Raw genomic sequence first — 15,636 nt, 5'->3', positions numbered from 1 at the left:
CGCGTCTCCGATCCATCCCCCATCGCCGGAAGAGGATGGCCGTCCTCTCCGGCGCTTCTTTTTCTCACAAGAAGCAGGCACAGTCATAAGACAAGATGTTGAATTGCCACCCCTATTGCATCGCTCACGGAGCCACCCACGAGATCCAGCTTTCTAACAAACATATACCGCCTGTATATGCCACGGTCTGTTATCCAGCAAATGACGTCCGCTCGGCCGTGACGCTTCAAGGTCCGACGACAAAGCCATCAGAGTTTATGAGATTGCGGGCGGCTTCCTCAGACTCGACCATAGGTGATGATAGTGACCGTGCCCATTAACAGCCAGGCGCGAGACCTCTACACGAGAACATTGATAGAGGTCCTATTCATCGCTCTTGAAAGGGTTCGAACAAGAATTCCTTCTGAAAGGTATCCTCCCTCGTCCCCGCGGAACAATCCATTCTGCAACGGGAAATGCGCGGCCAGTACTTTGCTCACGGTGGATCGGTAATGCCGTAGGCCCGGATGCCAGCCACATCGAACAGCTCCCTGGCCCCGCGACGTCAACCAGCCATGCTGATCGGACGTGCGCGCTGCAAAATCGCCGCCGCATCCGCTGATTCCCGTGGGGCCGCAGCGCATCGGTTTCCCGGGAGGAGTTTTGTACTTGTTGATCTCAGCCATTTCTTCAAAGATGGTGAGGACAAAATTGAGGCGCCGGAACATATCATTGCTTCCGGCGGTCATTTTCGCCAATTGCCGCTCGGTCGACTGAGTTCGATACTTGGACGAACCGAAAGTTTATCGCCATACTGTAGAGAGTGATCACAGGAAATGCTAAGTGTTTTCCCGGTGCCGCAAGGCGAAAAGAAGGGCCAGCCTCAAGCGTTTGCAGAAGCCTTATGGATCGACCTGCTGAGTCCTAGTAGTGCCGAATTGAGGGAGGTGGAGGAGGTTATTGGTGCACCTCTCCCCTCCCTTGGTGCCCTCAGTGAAATCGAAACCTCGAGCCGACTGAGAAATCAGCATGGCGTGCTTTACATGAGTACGCCGTCGGCAGCCCGACATCCAGAGGGGGCCGATACGACACCTCCTCTCGGGTTTGTCCTATCCATGGATCGCCTCGTCACGGTCCGATTTATGACACTGCCGGCTGTTGACGCCGTCGCGGCAAGCTTTGCCGCACAGGATGCGCCGAAGTCGAGCCTTGAGGTGTTCACCTTGCTCTGCGAGGATATTGTCGACCGGGTGGCCGATGCCCTTGAGCACCTGGCAGGAGAGCTCAATGGCCTTTCAACGGGGGCCTTTCGCGCAGAGGACCCTCGCGGCCATCACGCAGCCCACGCCAACAAGCTGTTGCGAGCACAATTACGCCAGGTAGGGCGTCTGGGAGACCGTCTCTCGCAAATTCGAGACGGTTTGCAGGGTCTCGGACGCGTTGTGACCTACACAGAACAGCAAGCCAAGGGATGGTCGGAAAATCTTGAGCCGCGTCTGGCAGGACTATGCCGAGATATCCACTCGCTCGTGGACTATGAAGAGCAACTCGCCAATAAGGTACAATTCGTGCTGGACGCTCTCGTGGGACTGATCGGCATCGCTCAGAACGATATATTCAAGGTTCTTACCATCGTGTCGATCGCCGGCATTCCCCCGACTCTGGTCGCCGGCATCTACGGCATGAACTTCAAGAACATGCCCGAATATGATTGGGCTTGGGGATATCAATATGGTTGGGCGGTCATCATATTGAGCACCGTCATCCCATTGGTTTGGTTCAAGGTGAAGGGCTGGTTCTGACCGACCGTATGACAACGGAGCCCGAACTACCCCGCGGCCCACGCCCATAGTAGGAGCACGCCACCGACGAGGCCCAGAGCTGCGGATCCCCACCACGCCAGGCGTCTCCGGGTCAAGGCGGCCACGGCACCCAGCGCGATTGCGACCTGCAACATGGCGACGGCGTAGGCGTAGTAGTGGTGACGATGAATAAGGAGATTGGCCTCCTCATCCTTCTCGTCCCGCATTTTTTCAAGTTCATTGGCTGCGGCGCTGATTGATTTTTCCTCATCCGCATATCGTCGGCTCGTTTCATCGAGATCCGGCGCCACTGGCTTGCCTTGCGCGGCAAGCAGCTCCATCTGCGACTTGAGGATCGCAGCCTTGATACCTTTCGCCTGATAATAAGCCCATTGGTCAGAAGCTTGAGCCTGTTTTTGAGCCGCCTCGGTCTTTAAAGCCAGCGCCTCGTTGATCGAGCCTCCTGCCAAAAGGGAGCCGATTGCCGCCAACGCGGCGAAGAACGCCGTCGTCAGAGCAATGGAGCGCAGCAGCGAGGCGGATTTCCGCTCGATCTCCTCATCGATAGCTTCGCGCAACTTGTCGGTATCAACCTCGATCTCTTCAGGCATTGTGCAGCTCAAAAAGTAAAACAATTAGAACGCATATTCTCGCATGAATCTCCGGATCTGGAACCAGGCTGAGAAGGAATTTCTCCAACAACACCCAACTCTCAAGTGCGTCTGACCGAAGCTCAAGTCTGTTACCGGGCACCCCGAGAAGCTCAGATCCGATCTATAGATACCGAGCACCTTCCGGACTGGGAGCCTGGAATACATTTCCATACGACCTCTTACCTACTGGTAGTTACCCAATTGCTCTTGAAGAGATTCGAACCGGCGGCGCTCGCCTGTGGCACTGATGGATATCGGACACAACCTCGTCTCCGTTGCCGTTGCATTCAGGTAGCCGTCAGAAATAACTCCTACCTCCGCTGGAGTGTGAGGGAAACGATGAGATTTTCGATAGAGAATGTTGACGGCGCAGCTGATTCGCTTTCAATTTTGGCCTATTCCAAGCGCGTGGAGAGACCGAAGCTGCTTGGGGGCGGGCAGGCATGCTGAATTCGCGCATGTTGAAACGCTATCCTCTCTTCGCCGGCGGCTCCGCAATCGGTGCCGCAATCGATTATGTCGTAACACTGGCATCAAGCACTTTATTGAAAATAGAGCCAAATACAGCGCTCGCACTGGCAATGACGATAAGTGCATCGATCACGTTCCTCTTTCATGACCGGGTAACATTTCGGGGCGAACAGGATAATATACGTCATAGATTTCTTCTTTTTACGTTGTGGTCCTGTTTCATCTACCTGATACGCGCCTTGTTGCTATATGCAGGGCTTTATGCTGGCTTACCGCTTGCTCTGGTGCTTCTTCTTGCGATCGGATTGGTCTCAATCATCAATTTCGCCATGTCTTCAACTGTGATTTTCGCAAAGACACGATCATGACGGCGAAGACCCTTTCAATCATCATTCCCGTCTATAACGAGGCAGAGGGCCTGCCTGATCTGCTTGATCGACTGGGTAAGGTGGCAGATAGCCTTTCCGGTGAATTCGGGCTCGTCATCGATTACATCCTTATCGACGACGGCAGCACCGACGGCAGTTTTGCCCTACTGAAAGAACATGACTTTGGGGCGCGCTCGACCCGTCTGCTCCGGTTCTCACGGAATTTTGGCAAGGAGGCGGCGCTATCCGCAGGGATCGATGCCGCCCAGTATGCCGATGCCGCAGTTCTAATGGATGCAGATCTTCAGCATCCACCGGAGATGATCTCTGATTTTGTTCGTATCTGGCTGACAGATGATATAGACAGCGTCTATGCTTACAAGCCCAGCCGTCGCAGGTCCGAGGGGCCGATGAGGGCCGCATTGTCAAAAGTGTTCTTCTGGGTCATCAATCGCGATCTTCGTTACGAGATCCCCCCGGGCGCCGGTGATTTTCGCCTGGTAAATCAGCGCTTTATGAACGCGCTGCGCAGTCTGCCCGAAAGCAACCGGTTCATGAAGGGCCTTTACGGCTGGGTCGGCTTCCGCCAGACCGGCCTCCCCCTTGAGCCGCCACCACGCCTCCGGGGCAAGAGCAATTATAACCCGCTCCGGCTTTTGCTGATGACGCTTGACGCAATCACCAGCTTTACCACCATGCCGCTGCGTTTGATGGCCTTGTCTGGGATCGTTATCGCCGCGGTAAGTGCGGCATACGGCATCTACATCGTGATTCAGCACTTCTTCTTCTCTGCTGTTCCGCCCGGCATTGTGTCGATTCTTGCGCTGATCGCTTTTTTTGGAGGCGTCCAGATGATGTTTTTGGGCCTTATGGGCGAGTATGTCGGAAAGTCCGTCTTGGAGGCCAAGAAACGTCCTATCTACATCCTCTCCGATGACATCAGTCGCAAGGAAAACACCATTGCGGATCGCGGATGATTTTGGGCTGGGGCGGGGGCATGATCGCATAATCCTTGAGCTCATCGAGGGAGGACGGCTTGATGGCACTTCGGTGATGGTCAATGAGGGGATCAAGCTTGAAGACATTGAGCGACTGAGAGCCTTGCAGAATGCCGGCGCGAAGGTTGGATTGCATCTGAACCTCACGCAGGCCTTCTGTGAAGACGCGCCCACCTGGCACGTAGCTTCGCTGATATGGCCGATGCAGAGTGAACAGCGACTTCATGACATTGAAGCATCGCTGATGCGGCAGACGAACGAGTTCGTTTCAATCTTCGGAACGTTGCCTGACTTTTACGATGGCCATCAGCATTGCCATTGTTTCCCGGCAATCGCGCCAATGATCTTACGCCTGCCGCGCAAACCCGGGACGTGGGTGCGAGTACCATTGCCTGCCACCTGGGCCGCACGGTGGCGCAATCTGCGGGCCGGAGGGCGGAAGGGATTGGTCATCATGGCGATGGCGGCCTGGGCACGGGCTCTGTTCGTTAGAGCAGGACTACAGACGAACAAGGATTTCTCAGGTTTTCTCCGCCTTGATGATCCGGACGATGTTCGGCGATGGCTTCCGCGTCTGTTGTCGAAGGCTGGCCCACATTGCCTCGTGATGCTCCATCCCGGAGACGCGACGGATCCGATGCAATGTGCCGGCCATGCCCCCGAAAGCCGGGCAGCCGAAACGGAAATTCTGAGTGAAAAGTCGGCAATATGACCAAGAACCTCGGCATTCTTTGGGGTTTGATCCTGCTGCTGGGTGTACGGCTGCTAGCGATGGTTTGGGTGCCGCTGACAGATCCAACCGAAGCACGCTATGCCGAAATCGCCCGTAAAATGGTCGAAACCGGCAACTGGATCACCCCACAATTCGACTACGGCGTTCCATTCTGGGCAAAACCACCTTTGCACACCTGGCTTTCGGCGGCGGGTATCGCGGCATTCGGTGCGACGCCGTTTGCCGCACGATTGGGAATATTGGCAGCAACAATCGCAACGCTGGCAATCCTTTGGCGATGGGGGTGCACTTTAATCGACCGTGGAACCATGGCGGTCGCGATACTCGTTACCGCCAGCTCCGGCTTGTTTTTCGTATCCGCGGCCTTTGTAGAGACAGATATGGTACTAACTCTTGGCGTCACCGCCAGCATGGCTGGTTTCTACGCTGGCCTGGAAGGTCGCCGCCACTGGGGCTGGTTGTTTTTTCTAGGACTTGCCATCGGGCTGCTGGCCAAAGGGCCGGTCGCTATCGTTCTTTCTTGCACCCCTATCCTTATCTGGATGATGTGGCGCGGTGACTGGAAGGACCTCGGTCGCTTGCCGTGGGCTGGCGGGGTAGCGGCATGCGCGGTATTGGTCATACCCTGGTACGTATTGGCGGAAATGGCGACGCCCGGTTTTCTTCGCTATTTCATTGTCGGCGAGCACATCCAGCGTTTCCTGCAACCCGGCTGGACGGGCGACCTCTACGGTGCTGGCCGTGAGCGTCCCAGGGGTACGATCTGGTTGTTCTGGGTCGTGGCCACATTGCCTTGGAGCCCGCTATTGCCCGTTCTGCTTTGGCGACAGCGAAAGATTGGAATGCCCAAAGGCGACGAGCTTTGTCTATACCTGCTCCTGTTCGCGCTCACACCATTGGTTTTTTTCACCGCAGCCGCAAACATTCTTCTTGCATATGTGCTTCCGGGGGTGCCAGCAGCCGCAATGCTTGCAGTGATCCTGTGGAGACGCACCGGGCATTCCGGAGCGGGCTGGCTTGAGCTGGGCATGTTGGAAATAGTAGTTGTCGCAATCGGCGTGACCGCCGTCTCCCTTACGAACGTGAACAGCGCGCTCCTGCCCAGTGAAGCGAATCTTGTTGCAGACCACCCAGCCGCCGGCCGACTCGCCATACTCGATTCGCGCAGCTTTTCCGCCGAGTTCTATAGCAAGGGCAAGATCACCAAGCTGAAAACAGTCTCGGAGTTAGCCAAATGGCTAACCCCTGGCGATGGCGTGTTGGTGCCCAAAGATCAACGCGACGCGCTCGTTGCGCGTTTCGGCGATACTCTTAAACCCATGGCCGAAGATCAAAGGTATTTCTTGTTTGTCAGGCCTGCTGTGGAGTGAAGACCCCAATCCGGACCAACAAAGAGCTTCACGCTAAATAAAGGGCCCCCATCCAACGATTTCGATCGCCATGGGTGTCGCGGCACTTCACAAGCATCTTTGCGACGATCTGAAATCTCTTGTCACTCCGCATTCAAAACGGTGGTCGTGCGACCCACGTCCTGACTACCGAATCGGCCCGCATAAGGCCCGACACCTAACCACCGCCGGACTAGCCTTGTGTTAAAGACCACGTTCAATGCTACGACAGTTATCCCCAGCCTTTATGCCTTTGGGCGATTACGGGGAGTACGCAAGTATCTCGCTTTCGAGGGTTTCTTAGCTCTTGAAGAGAACCGAACCGTAGAACCCCAACATTATCGATATTTGAAACAGTCGGTGAGGCAGAGGCCATTGGGCAATCTTCGGCCTGCCCTCGTGCACGAACTACTGTGCGCATCTATTGTTTGCAAGGATGCTCTGACTCAGGTTAAGAGCTGAGCACGCATCGGTTCTTGCCCCATGATTTACTTGCATTCGAGAAGGTGCGTAATCACGTGGCATTTAATTTCATAATCGGCAAATAGTCGCATCAGTTACCTTGATGTTAGCAAGTTGGAATTTACCGCAATCAGCAGTTATTGGACTGACAACGACAGCTCAATCAAGGTAATATTTAACATTAAATTTATGCAATGTTTCGTCAATTTAACCACTTTGTCAGCTAGGAAGCGCAATCGTCATTACACAGCGCCAAGATGCGACGAGCAGGATGCTCCCTCTCTGTAATGCCTCCATCATCCAGATCAGGTCATCGCTGGCACTCCCTCTCTAATCATCCTAGCGGTTGCCGTCCTCTCCCGAGAGCGAAACAAGCCATGTCATTTCTTCAGAACGCCAAGATCAAGACGAAAGTCCTCACGGTCATAACACCGATCTGCCTGATCGGGATCGCCGGCGTCCTCGTCGTCTCGAACCAGTATAGGGATACGGTTGGCACCTACTCGAATTTTATCGCCAAGGATGAAACGGCGGCGGTGGAGATTTCGAGAGCCAGCCAGCGCATGACCGCCATGAGTTACAACGCCTATCAGATCCTGCAGTATAAAGCCAAGGACCCGGAGATGGCGGCCTTCTCCAGGGATTATCAGGAGAACAAGCAAGTACTGCTGCAGCGTTTCGCCAACGCGAGGCAGCTGATTCCGACAGAAGCGGATACAATCGACAAGCTCGCCGCAAGGGCCAATGATATCATTGCTCTGACCGATCAAGCCGTCAAAGCCGGCCTAGTCGACGATAACAATACTGCCGGCACGCTCTTGAAGCAGGTGGATCCGATGATCAATGACGAGGTCGTTTCGATTCGTCAGTGGCTCGACGCCTTCAACAAGTCCCTCAACAACAAGAGCGACATGTTGGCAGACCAAGCAAACAGCACCATTGACGACGCTCTGATCGCGCTCGGCCTTCTCTTTGCTGCAGCCATTGCAATCGCCATCCTCGTTTCAGCGCGCGGCATTGCCGCCCCCATCGAACGGCTGCGGGCGCGCATGGTATCTCTCGCCGAAGGAAATACCGACGAGCTGGTTTCGGGAATCGAGCGCAAGGATGAGGTCGGCCAGATGGCTGCGGCCGTCGCCGTCTTTCGCGACAGCGCCATCGAGCGTCTGCGCCTGGAGCAAGAAGCCGCCGATGGCCGCAGCCTCTCCGAAAAGGAAAGGCTTGAGCGCGAGGCACAGAAGGCCAAGGATGCCGCGGATGCGCAGTTTGCAGTCGACAGTCTGGCACAGGGCCTGGGAGAACTCTCGAACGGCAATCTGACCTATCGCCTGGAGCAGCCTTTCGTCGCGAATCTCGATCGCCTGCGGATGGATTTCAACGCCTCGATGGCGAAGGTCGAGGAGACCCTGGTCGCGGTCGGTCAGGGTGGCCAGGCCATTGCCGCCGGCGCCAACCAGATCCGCTCGGCCGCCGACGACCTCTCCAAGCGCACCGAGCAGCAAGCAGCCTCGATCGAGGAGACGGCGGCAGCCCTCGAAGAGATCACCACGACCGTCAAGGATTCCACCCGGCGCGCCGAAGAGGCAAGTTCGCTGGTCGGACGCGCGCGCATCGGCGCCGAAAAATCCGGCGAAGTCATGCAGGACGCGATTTCGGCAATGGAGGCCATCTCGAAATCCTCAGGCGAAATTTCCAACATCATCGGCGTCATCGACGATATTGCCTTCCAGACGAACCTGCTGGCGCTCAATGCCGGCGTCGAGGCGGCGCGGGCGGGTGACGCCGGCAAGGGCTTTGCCGTCGTCGCGCAGGAAGTCCGCGAACTCGCCCAGCGCTCCGCCACGGCGGCAAAGGAGATCAAGGCGCTCATTTCCACATCCGGCCAGCAGGTCGGCAGCGGCGTCGATCTCGTCACCAGAACGGGGCAATCGCTGCAGCAGATCGTCAAGGAAGTCGAGGAAATCGACCGCAATGTACGGGCGATCGTCGAGGCTGCCCGCGAGCAGGCGACCGGCTTGCAGGAGATCAATACGGCCGTCAACAGCATCGACCAGGGAACGCAGCAAAACGCCGCCATGGTCGAGGAGTCCACCGCGGCAAGCTACAGCCTTGCCAAGGAGGTGACGGCGCTGAACGAGCTGCTCGGACAGTTCAATCTGCAGAAAGGGCGCTCGCCTGCAAGACCGGTCGCAGCCACCGAACGTTCCAACCCTACCGCCTCGCCTGCACGGGCGCTGCGCTCCAAGATCGCCGGCGCATTCGGACGTCCCGCTACAGCGGCAGCGGCAGCGACCTCCTGGGAAGAGTTCTAATTCTGGGACTGACGTCAGTTTTTGGACTCGTAGCGACGATTTGCTGATCATTCGAAGCAGGATCGGGGGCGATCATCGACTGCGGCGAGACAGCAGATTATCAGGTGAGGCTTATCGCGGCAGGCGAATGTGAGGCGTCAGGCATGACATTTCGAGATGAGCTCGTTCGCATCGCGCTTGCTTGGCAAGACGAATATGGAATGGCGCCGTCCATCATGTCCGCGATCTCTGGCTATGATGCGGCGGTTACCTTGCTCGGAATGTCGGAGAAGGAATACGGCGCGTCGGTGAAGCTGGCTACCGCCGCCGGCGGAGGATTTGATTTCCAATTCAAAGGCCAGCGCTTTCAGATCAAGGCAAATCGCCCGAGCGATAAACGGGGCAGTGCTGTTACCGTCGTGCCCAAGGTGCGAAACTATGATTGGGATCAGCTAATCTGGATCCTCTACAGTCGGGACTACGAAATCCTGGAAGCCTGGAAATGGCCCCGAGAGGCCTATCAGCGCGAAATACAGCCCCTGCCGCGGGTCTCCCCCAACCATATGCGGCGCGGGCTACGTCTGCATCGTCCCGCCGCTGACCAAAAGCCCTCATAGGAGGCCTGCCGAGTTGCTGTCATCCGTCCGGGCACGATATCTAATATCGGTAATGGGCGTCGGCCGTCCCCAAGCATCGCGCAACCCCAAGCCAACCGGCGAGCGCGGTGCCTTGTGTTTATCCGGATCTTTCCGAAGGCTGGGCGTATCGTGTTCACGGAAGCCCGGCGCGACGTTTGTTGTCGCTATGACTTTTTTGGTGCGTGCACGCACGCGAGCCCTCGGCTATCCACGATCGTGGTACATGGGAGTGGATTATGACTGTTCTTCGCATTCTCGGCAGGGTGTCGTCTATCAATGTTCGCAAAGTATTATGGACATGTGACGAGATAGGCATCGAGTATGTGCGCGAGGATTGGGGGCTTGGATTTTCCTCAACCGCACAGACGACGTTCCTCGCTCTCAATCCAAACGGACTAGTACCGGTTGTCGAGAGTGAAGATGGTGTGTTGTGGGAGTCCAATACAATTTGCCGCTACCTCGCATCCAAGTACGGCCGCGAGGATCTCCTACCTCTCAGCCCCTGGCCGAGAGCTTTGGTCGAAAGATGGATGGACTGGCAGGCGACGGATCTGAACGGTGCCTGGCGCGGTGCCTTTCTTGGTTTGGTGCGACAGGATGCAGCCTACTCGGAACCCGCGCTGATCGCCGCGAGCACCCGCGATTGGAACAGCAAAATGGTCATTCTGGAAAAGCAGCTTTCGTTGGGCATGCCTTTTGTCGCGAGTGAGGAATTCACCGCCGCCGACATCGTGATCGGCCTCTCGGTCAATCGCTGGCTCAAAACACCGATTGAACGCCCGCAACTGCCTGCGGTCGCCGCCTACTTCGCGCGCCTTCAGGAACGCCCAGCATTTCGGCGCGGCGGTTATGACAAACTACCGTGATAAGCAACTTCGGCACAGCGTGTGGGCTTGTGAAAGACGCTCCCGTCATACACTCGATGGATAGCAACGAAGACCCGGGTTGAGCATATACGGCTCAAAGTGGCCGACAGCAAAATCCGCAAGTGCTGCACCGCAGTGCCCCGTCAGTCGTGCTAAGGCTTGACGCCATGAAAACCGCTACAGAACAAAGCTACCGCCAGCGCATTGCCCGGGTCATCGAGGCGATCCTTCTAGAGCCCGCTGCCCCTCATTCCGTCGAAAGTCTGGCGGCGGTCGCCCGTTTCTCGCCGTTCCATTTTCATCGGCTCTATCGGGCGATGACGGGCGAAAGCGTGGCCACCACGATCCGCAGGGTGCGGCTCGCACAGGCCGCAAATCAATTGACCGCAAGTCCCGCCTCGGTCACCGAAACGGCGTTCGAGGCAGGCTATGACAGCTCCCAAAGCTTCGCCCGCGCCTTTCGTGGTATGACCGGCCTCACCCCGTCCGCATTCCAACTGCAACAACAGGCGATCACTGAAAATCTATCGAGCGTTACGGTCGAGGACCGGCCGCCCGCAACACTCTTTGGATTGCGTCATGAAGGACCGGCTCAGACGATACCCCACACCTTTCGTCGGCTTTCACAAAGGCTGGCGGAGCACGGGCGGATCTGGCATGACATGACACGGATCGGTATCGGCTCCGGCGACCCTGAACAAGGAACAGGGTTCTGGTACTTCGCCGCGGTCATATTGCCGCCAGATGATGTCGCGACCGAAGGCTTGGAGCGGCGTGACCTGCCCGATGGTCTCTACGCTTGCTATCGACTCATGGGTTCATACACCCTGATTTCGCCGACCTTTCAGACGCTCTTCGGCGGCTGGCTGCCGCAGAGCGGCTATGAACCTGACGACCGCCCGATTGTCGAGCTCTATCTCAACCATCCGACTAGGGTGATGGAGCACGAAATAACCACCGATCTACTGATCCCGCTGCGTCGTATCGCGGCGTGAACTGCTCAAGATCGATCTTTCGCATGGAACATGCCGGCATCAGGGCGGGCGTGTCGATATCACTTATCCCTGTCTCCCTTGACCCCGTTCCCGGAGAAGAAAATGCATTTCATGAAGATTGGAATTCTTTTGGTCCTTGGTCTTGCCGCCTCGTCGGCTAGAGCGGCAGGCCTGACATCCATTCAGGTCCCTGCGTCGGCAGACGGTCCCGCTCTTAGCGCCTCCGTCTGGTCGCCCTGCGCGACGCCGCCGGAGGAGGTGAAGCTTGGACCGATGACGGTGGCCGCCGTCCGCAATTGCCCGATCTCAGGGAGCAAGCTTCCACTCGTCATCATCTCGCATGGCCATGGCGGCGGTTCCCTCAACCATCACGATGTAGCGGAGACGCTGGCCGATGCCGGCTACCTGGTTGTCGCACTCAACCATCCTGGCGATAACTTTTCCGATCCCGGCCGGTCTGGCGATATTTCAATCATGTTTCAGCGGCCGCGAGACATCAAGCGACTGATCGATTTCCTGCTTGCCAGCTGGTCACAGGCGGAAAAGATCGATGCGGATCGCATCGGCTTCTTCGGCTTCTCTCGGGGCGGGTATACGGGCTTGGTGCTCGCCGGCGCTGTCCCGGATTTTCGTGATCCTACAGTTCCCTGCCCAGAGCCCGCTCCGATCTGCGGTGAGATCCGCCGAGACGAAATACCGTCCGAACCGCTCGCCCATGATCCGCGCATAAAGGCCCTCGTGCTTGCCGATCCGCTGAGCTTCTTTTCGACGAAGGAGAGCCTGAAGGCGGTTGACGTTCCAATCCAGCTCTGGAGCTCCGAACATGGCGGTGATGGTGTGCTGCCGGACAATGTCGCCGCGCTCGTCGCCGATCTGCCGAGGAAGCCGGATTTCCATGTCGTGCCTGGTTCAGGCCACTTCGCCTTCCTCGCACCATGCCCGCCCGGCTTCACCAAGTCGCGGCCGGAAATCTGCACGGATGAAGCGGGGTTTGACAGGGCCGCGTTCCACAAGACGTTCGATGCGGATGTTCTCGAATTCCTCCGCCAGAATCTTGGTTCCACAGAGGAGAACTAAAGGCGCGTCGGAAGCAACAAAGCCGCTCTTATCCGCTCACTTGCAGGCGGCGGCGTCAGCGGCGGCGCTGAGGGGAGCGGACATTTCCCGCTCGCCATTGTCTTGGTCGCGAGCATCTCGACCTTAAGGTCTCGGCTCCGCTGCGGGAAGTTCGCGATCAAGCTTGAGGTGGTCTCAAGGGCGTCCTCGAAGCAATAATGGCCGACGCCTCAGGCCCCCCATCCGCTCCGTGGTGCGAACGCCTCTGGATGCCGCGGTCAAGGAAGGCCGCCTGATCGAGCTCGCTCCGCTCCTGAGCGACGGCGGTGTCGAGCGCTGGTGGATTCCGAAATTCATCGCAGACGCCCATCCCAAGATTACTACGGTGCAGGAAGCGCTGAAGCATCCGGATTTATTCCCGGCCCCTGAGGACCCGTCGCGCGGCGCGATCATGAATTGCCCCTCTGGATGGAACTGCGAAATCGTCACCAGCAATCTCTACAAGGCGCTCGGGGCCAAGCAAAAGGGTTTCGATCTGGTCGAAACGGGATCGGCCGCGGGGCTCGACGGCTCGATCGCAAATGCCTTCGAGAAGAAGACGGGGTGGGCCGGCTATTATTGGGCACCAACCACATGGGAAAATACGATATGGTGCAGCTTGATTTCGGCACGCCCAACGATAAGGCGGAATGGGATCGATGCACGGCGGTCGCCGATTGCCCTGATCGGAAGGTGAACTCCTATCCCGTTTCGATCGTCCTCACTGTGGTCACCAAACAGTTCGCCGAGCGCTCCGGCGTGGCTCCCGACTATCTGAAAACCCGCAAGTGGGACAACAAGACTGTCGGCAAGATCCTTGCCTGTATGGACGCAAACCAGGGCACCAACGAGGACGGCGCCAAGTACTTCCTCCAGACCTATCCGGACCTCTGGATGAAATGGGTTTGGCCTGACGTGGCGGAAAAGGTTAAGGCGTCCCTGTGATAAGTCTGCATTGAAGCCACCGCTGCATTTGGAAGTTGATTCGGACCTTTTTTGACCGATCTGGCCATGCACAATGCGGCGCAGCTTCCCCCACTGACTCGTCGCCACGACCATTCGGCAGCCTGAAGGTCTCGTCACGATCAGTAAGGCCGTACAGATCGCCTGTCAGCTCGAGGAGCTGCTGGGCGACGAGATGCACGACTTCCTCCTCCCGCTGAATACGGCCGTTGATCTCCCTTATCGAGGACCCCAGCACGACACGCCGGCTCTTCTCAAACAGAGTCAGCCATACCACGACATTGGCCGAGCCTATCTCGTACTCGATGGTAATGGGCAAGACGCCCTTGGCCGTCCCTGCCTTTGCCGCACAAGCACCAGGCCCGCCGTTTGAACCCAACGGTCGTCCCGTGCAGTCATCGCGTCGGCACAGGGATGATGTTGAGCTCCGAGAGGTCCTTGCGAAGGAAGGCGACCGGATGCTGCCGCAGCGTCAGCGCGGCATGACTGTACGCGCCGAACCCACTCCTAGTCGTTCAAAAGAAAGCTTGACAATAGGAGTATATGCTCTTATTTCATCCTCCATCGAGAGCATATGCTCTTATTATTTGGACAGATGATGATGAGCGAAGGAGCAGACATACTGGTCAGTGGCGCAACCGGACGCACCGGCGGCGCGGCGATCGACGAGTTACTGAAGATGGGCAGAAAGGTTCGCGCCTACGTCCGCTCGGACGACGAACGCGCGGAAGCCCTGCGCGGCCGAGGCGTCGACATCGCCGTTGGCGACTTCACGGACATCGACCACATTCGTTCGGCGATGGAAGGCGTAAATTCGGCCTACTTCCTGCATCCCATCGCACCGGGAATCCTGAGCGCCGCGGCATACTTCGCGCAGGCGGCCAAGGAAGCGGGCGTCACCGCGATCGTCAACATGTCGCAGATTTCGGCCCGCCGAGAGTCGACTAGTCATGCTGCGCAGGATCACTGGGTCTCGGAGCGCATATTCGACTGGTCAGGGGTAGCGACGACCCATCTGAGGCCGACGTTCTTCGCCGATTGGCTCGTCTATCCGCACTTCGCCAAGGAGATCTGGGCCTCGAAGAAGATCGAGTTCCCTTTTGAGAACGGCCGCCATGCGCCGATCAGCTCCGACGACCAGGGCCGCGTGATCGCTCATCTTCTGGCAAACCCCGAAGGTCACGGCGGCAAGACCTATACACTTCACGGACCGGTGGAGATGAACCACACCGAGATCGCCGCCGCGATGAGCGATGTCCTCGGCACGAAGATTGAATACGCGCCGACCTCGATCGAGGCTTTCAAGGACAAGATGCAGAACCTGTACAAGTTCCCGCCCTTCCTGATCCAGCACCTCGTCGAAGTCGCGCAGAACTACCGCGAAGGCATATTCGCCGGCACCAACGACGTCGTCGAGCGCGTAACCGGAACACCTGCGCTATCGGTTCCGGAATTCATCGCCAAATATCGCGGCGCCTTCCATTGAGGTGAACGAGGGAGAACGACAATGTCGAACACACATGAAGTACGACATCCTTTCCTCGACGACCTGACCGAGGACGCGGAGCTGATCAGCTCCGTCCTGCGCGGTCCGGTGGTGGGCAGTGAAAGGATCCGCGAGGTCGTGGACGCCGTGGGCAAGTTCTATGTCGAGCAGAAGCCGACCTTTCTCGGCGCCGTCGGCTCGCGGACGCTTCTCGAATACGAAGCGAAGTTGGCGAGCGGTGAAGGTCTCAATGCGGTCGCCGTCGTCGATCGCAATCCTGACGGGACCGTCTCGCGCGTCAGCGTCCGAATGGGTCCCGTCGATGCCGTCGTGGCGCTCGCCAACCACCTTCGTACGGCGCTGTCCGGGCAGTTGCCGGATGAACTTTTTCTTTAAACCGTAACCCTCGATCTACGTGCTGGAGGCGAGCCTTAGATCTGCAAATCAA

Annotated in this window: 13 protein-coding genes and 2 pseudogenes; 13 read left to right on the top strand and 2 right to left on the bottom strand. The window is 57.5% G+C overall.

All coding sequences use genetic code 11. The annotated features are described in order from the left end of the window. Nucleotides 1–815: 815 nt before the first annotated feature. Nucleotides 816–1,781 carry a magnesium transporter CorA family protein gene (locus FBZ97_RS28910; protein WP_145323487.1) on the top strand — a complete coding sequence of 322 codons (966 nt, stop codon included), beginning with the start codon at nt 816–818 and terminating at the stop codon, nt 1,779–1,781. 26 nt (nt 1,782–1,807) lie between these two features. On the opposite strand, the gene FBZ97_RS28905 is transcribed toward FBZ97_RS28910, so the two are convergent. Further along, nucleotides 1,808–2,392, bottom strand: coding sequence for a DUF4337 family protein (locus FBZ97_RS28905; RefSeq protein WP_145323489.1), 585 nt, complete (start codon nt 2,390–2,392; stop codon nt 1,808–1,810). Between the two features lie 485 nt (nt 2,393–2,877). On the opposite strand from FBZ97_RS28905, the gene FBZ97_RS28900 reads away from it, so the two are divergent. From FBZ97_RS28900 to FBZ97_RS28855, 10 genes and pseudogenes are all read left to right on the top strand, one after another. Further along, nucleotides 2,878–3,273 (top strand): GtrA family protein, encoded by a 396-nt coding sequence (locus FBZ97_RS28900; protein ID WP_246661890.1) that lies wholly within the window; start codon nt 2,878–2,880, stop codon nt 3,271–3,273. Beyond that, complete coding sequence (locus tag FBZ97_RS28895; protein WP_145323491.1) at nt 3,270–4,250, top strand: glycosyltransferase family 2 protein; 981 nt, start codon at nt 3,270–3,272, stop codon at nt 4,248–4,250. The genes FBZ97_RS28900 and FBZ97_RS28895 overlap by 4 nt, the downstream gene beginning before the upstream one ends. Next, on the top strand, nt 4,207–4,983 hold the full coding sequence (locus FBZ97_RS28890; RefSeq protein WP_145323493.1) for a ChbG/HpnK family deacetylase: 777 nt from the start codon (nt 4,207–4,209) through the stop codon (nt 4,981–4,983). The genes FBZ97_RS28895 and FBZ97_RS28890 overlap by 44 nt, the downstream gene beginning before the upstream one ends. Then, complete coding sequence (locus tag FBZ97_RS28885; protein WP_145323495.1) at nt 4,980–6,374, top strand: glycosyltransferase family 39 protein; 1,395 nt, start codon at nt 4,980–4,982, stop codon at nt 6,372–6,374. The genes FBZ97_RS28890 and FBZ97_RS28885 overlap by 4 nt, the downstream gene beginning before the upstream one ends. An 857-nt stretch (nt 6,375–7,231) precedes the next feature. Then, a complete protein-coding gene (locus FBZ97_RS28880) occupies nt 7,232–9,166 on the top strand; it encodes a methyl-accepting chemotaxis protein (RefSeq protein ID WP_145323497.1) in 1,935 nt (644 codons plus the stop codon). Between the two features lie 200 nt (nt 9,167–9,366). Next, nucleotides 9,367–9,762: a hypothetical protein gene (locus FBZ97_RS28875; RefSeq protein ID WP_197044229.1), complete on the top strand. Its 396-nt coding sequence runs from the start codon at nt 9,367–9,369 to the stop codon at nt 9,760–9,762. Between the two features lie 257 nt (nt 9,763–10,019). After that, a complete protein-coding gene (locus tag FBZ97_RS28870; protein WP_145323501.1) occupies nt 10,020–10,649 on the top strand; it encodes a glutathione S-transferase in 630 nt (209 codons plus the stop codon). Between the two features lie 167 nt (nt 10,650–10,816). Then, nucleotides 10,817–11,644: an AraC family transcriptional regulator gene (locus FBZ97_RS28865; RefSeq protein ID WP_145323503.1), complete on the top strand. Its 828-nt coding sequence runs from the start codon at nt 10,817–10,819 to the stop codon at nt 11,642–11,644. Between the two features lie 102 nt (nt 11,645–11,746). Continuing rightward, a complete protein-coding gene (locus FBZ97_RS28860) occupies nt 11,747–12,721 on the top strand; it encodes an alpha/beta fold hydrolase (RefSeq protein ID WP_145323505.1) in 975 nt (324 codons plus the stop codon). Nucleotides 12,722–12,950: 229 nt separating this feature from the next. Beyond that, nucleotides 12,951–13,684: pseudogene (locus FBZ97_RS28855) on the top strand (glycine betaine ABC transporter substrate-binding protein). Here the strand turns inward: FBZ97_RS28855 and FBZ97_RS34890 are convergent. Next, nucleotides 13,668–14,193, bottom strand: a pseudogene (locus tag FBZ97_RS34890) (hypothetical protein); the annotation flags it as partial. The pseudogenes FBZ97_RS28855 and FBZ97_RS34890 overlap by 17 nt on opposite strands. 110 nt (nt 14,194–14,303) lie before the next feature. Here FBZ97_RS34890 and FBZ97_RS28845 point away from each other — a divergent pair. After that, nucleotides 14,304–15,188 (top strand): NmrA family NAD(P)-binding protein, encoded by an 885-nt coding sequence (locus tag FBZ97_RS28845; RefSeq protein WP_145323714.1) that lies wholly within the window; start codon nt 14,304–14,306, stop codon nt 15,186–15,188. Nucleotides 15,189–15,209: 21 nt separating this feature from the next. Further along, nucleotides 15,210–15,584, top strand: a complete 375-nt coding sequence (locus FBZ97_RS28840) for a hypothetical protein (protein WP_145323507.1) — start codon at nt 15,210–15,212, stop codon at nt 15,582–15,584. Nucleotides 15,585–15,636: the final 52 nt, after the last annotated feature.

Source organism: Rhizobium sp. ERR 942, assembly GCF_007828395.1.
GTDB lineage: Bacteria > Pseudomonadota > Alphaproteobacteria > Rhizobiales > Rhizobiaceae > Rhizobium > Rhizobium dioscoreae.
This window is presented reverse-complemented; position numbering and strand designations above follow the sequence as displayed.

Coding starts and splice junctions, on each gene's coding strand:
- FBZ97_RS28885 (WP_145323495.1), top strand. CDS start 4,980: ATGACCAAGAACCTCGGCATTCTTTGGGGTTTGATCCTGCTGCTGGGT.
- FBZ97_RS28865 (WP_145323503.1), top strand. CDS start 10,817: ATGAAAACCGCTACAGAACAAAGCTACCGCCAGCGCATTGCCCGGGTC.
- FBZ97_RS28895 (WP_145323491.1), top strand. CDS start 3,270: ATGACGGCGAAGACCCTTTCAATCATCATTCCCGTCTATAACGAGGCA.
- FBZ97_RS28845 (WP_145323714.1), top strand. CDS start 14,304: ATGAGCGAAGGAGCAGACATACTGGTCAGTGGCGCAACCGGACGCACC.
- FBZ97_RS28890 (WP_145323493.1), top strand. CDS start 4,207: ATGACATCAGTCGCAAGGAAAACACCATTGCGGATCGCGGATGATTTT.
- FBZ97_RS28900 (WP_246661890.1), top strand. CDS start 2,878: ATGCTGAATTCGCGCATGTTGAAACGCTATCCTCTCTTCGCCGGCGGC.
- FBZ97_RS28905 (WP_145323489.1), bottom strand. CDS start 2,392: ATGCCTGAAGAGATCGAGGTTGATACCGACAAGTTGCGCGAAGCTATC.
- FBZ97_RS28860 (WP_145323505.1), top strand. CDS start 11,747: ATGCATTTCATGAAGATTGGAATTCTTTTGGTCCTTGGTCTTGCCGCC.
- FBZ97_RS28840 (WP_145323507.1), top strand. CDS start 15,210: ATGTCGAACACACATGAAGTACGACATCCTTTCCTCGACGACCTGACC.
- FBZ97_RS28875 (WP_197044229.1), top strand. CDS start 9,367: ATGGCGCCGTCCATCATGTCCGCGATCTCTGGCTATGATGCGGCGGTT.
- FBZ97_RS28910 (WP_145323487.1), top strand. CDS start 816: ATGCTAAGTGTTTTCCCGGTGCCGCAAGGCGAAAAGAAGGGCCAGCCT.
- FBZ97_RS28870 (WP_145323501.1), top strand. CDS start 10,020: ATGACTGTTCTTCGCATTCTCGGCAGGGTGTCGTCTATCAATGTTCGC.
- FBZ97_RS28880 (WP_145323497.1), top strand. CDS start 7,232: ATGTCATTTCTTCAGAACGCCAAGATCAAGACGAAAGTCCTCACGGTC.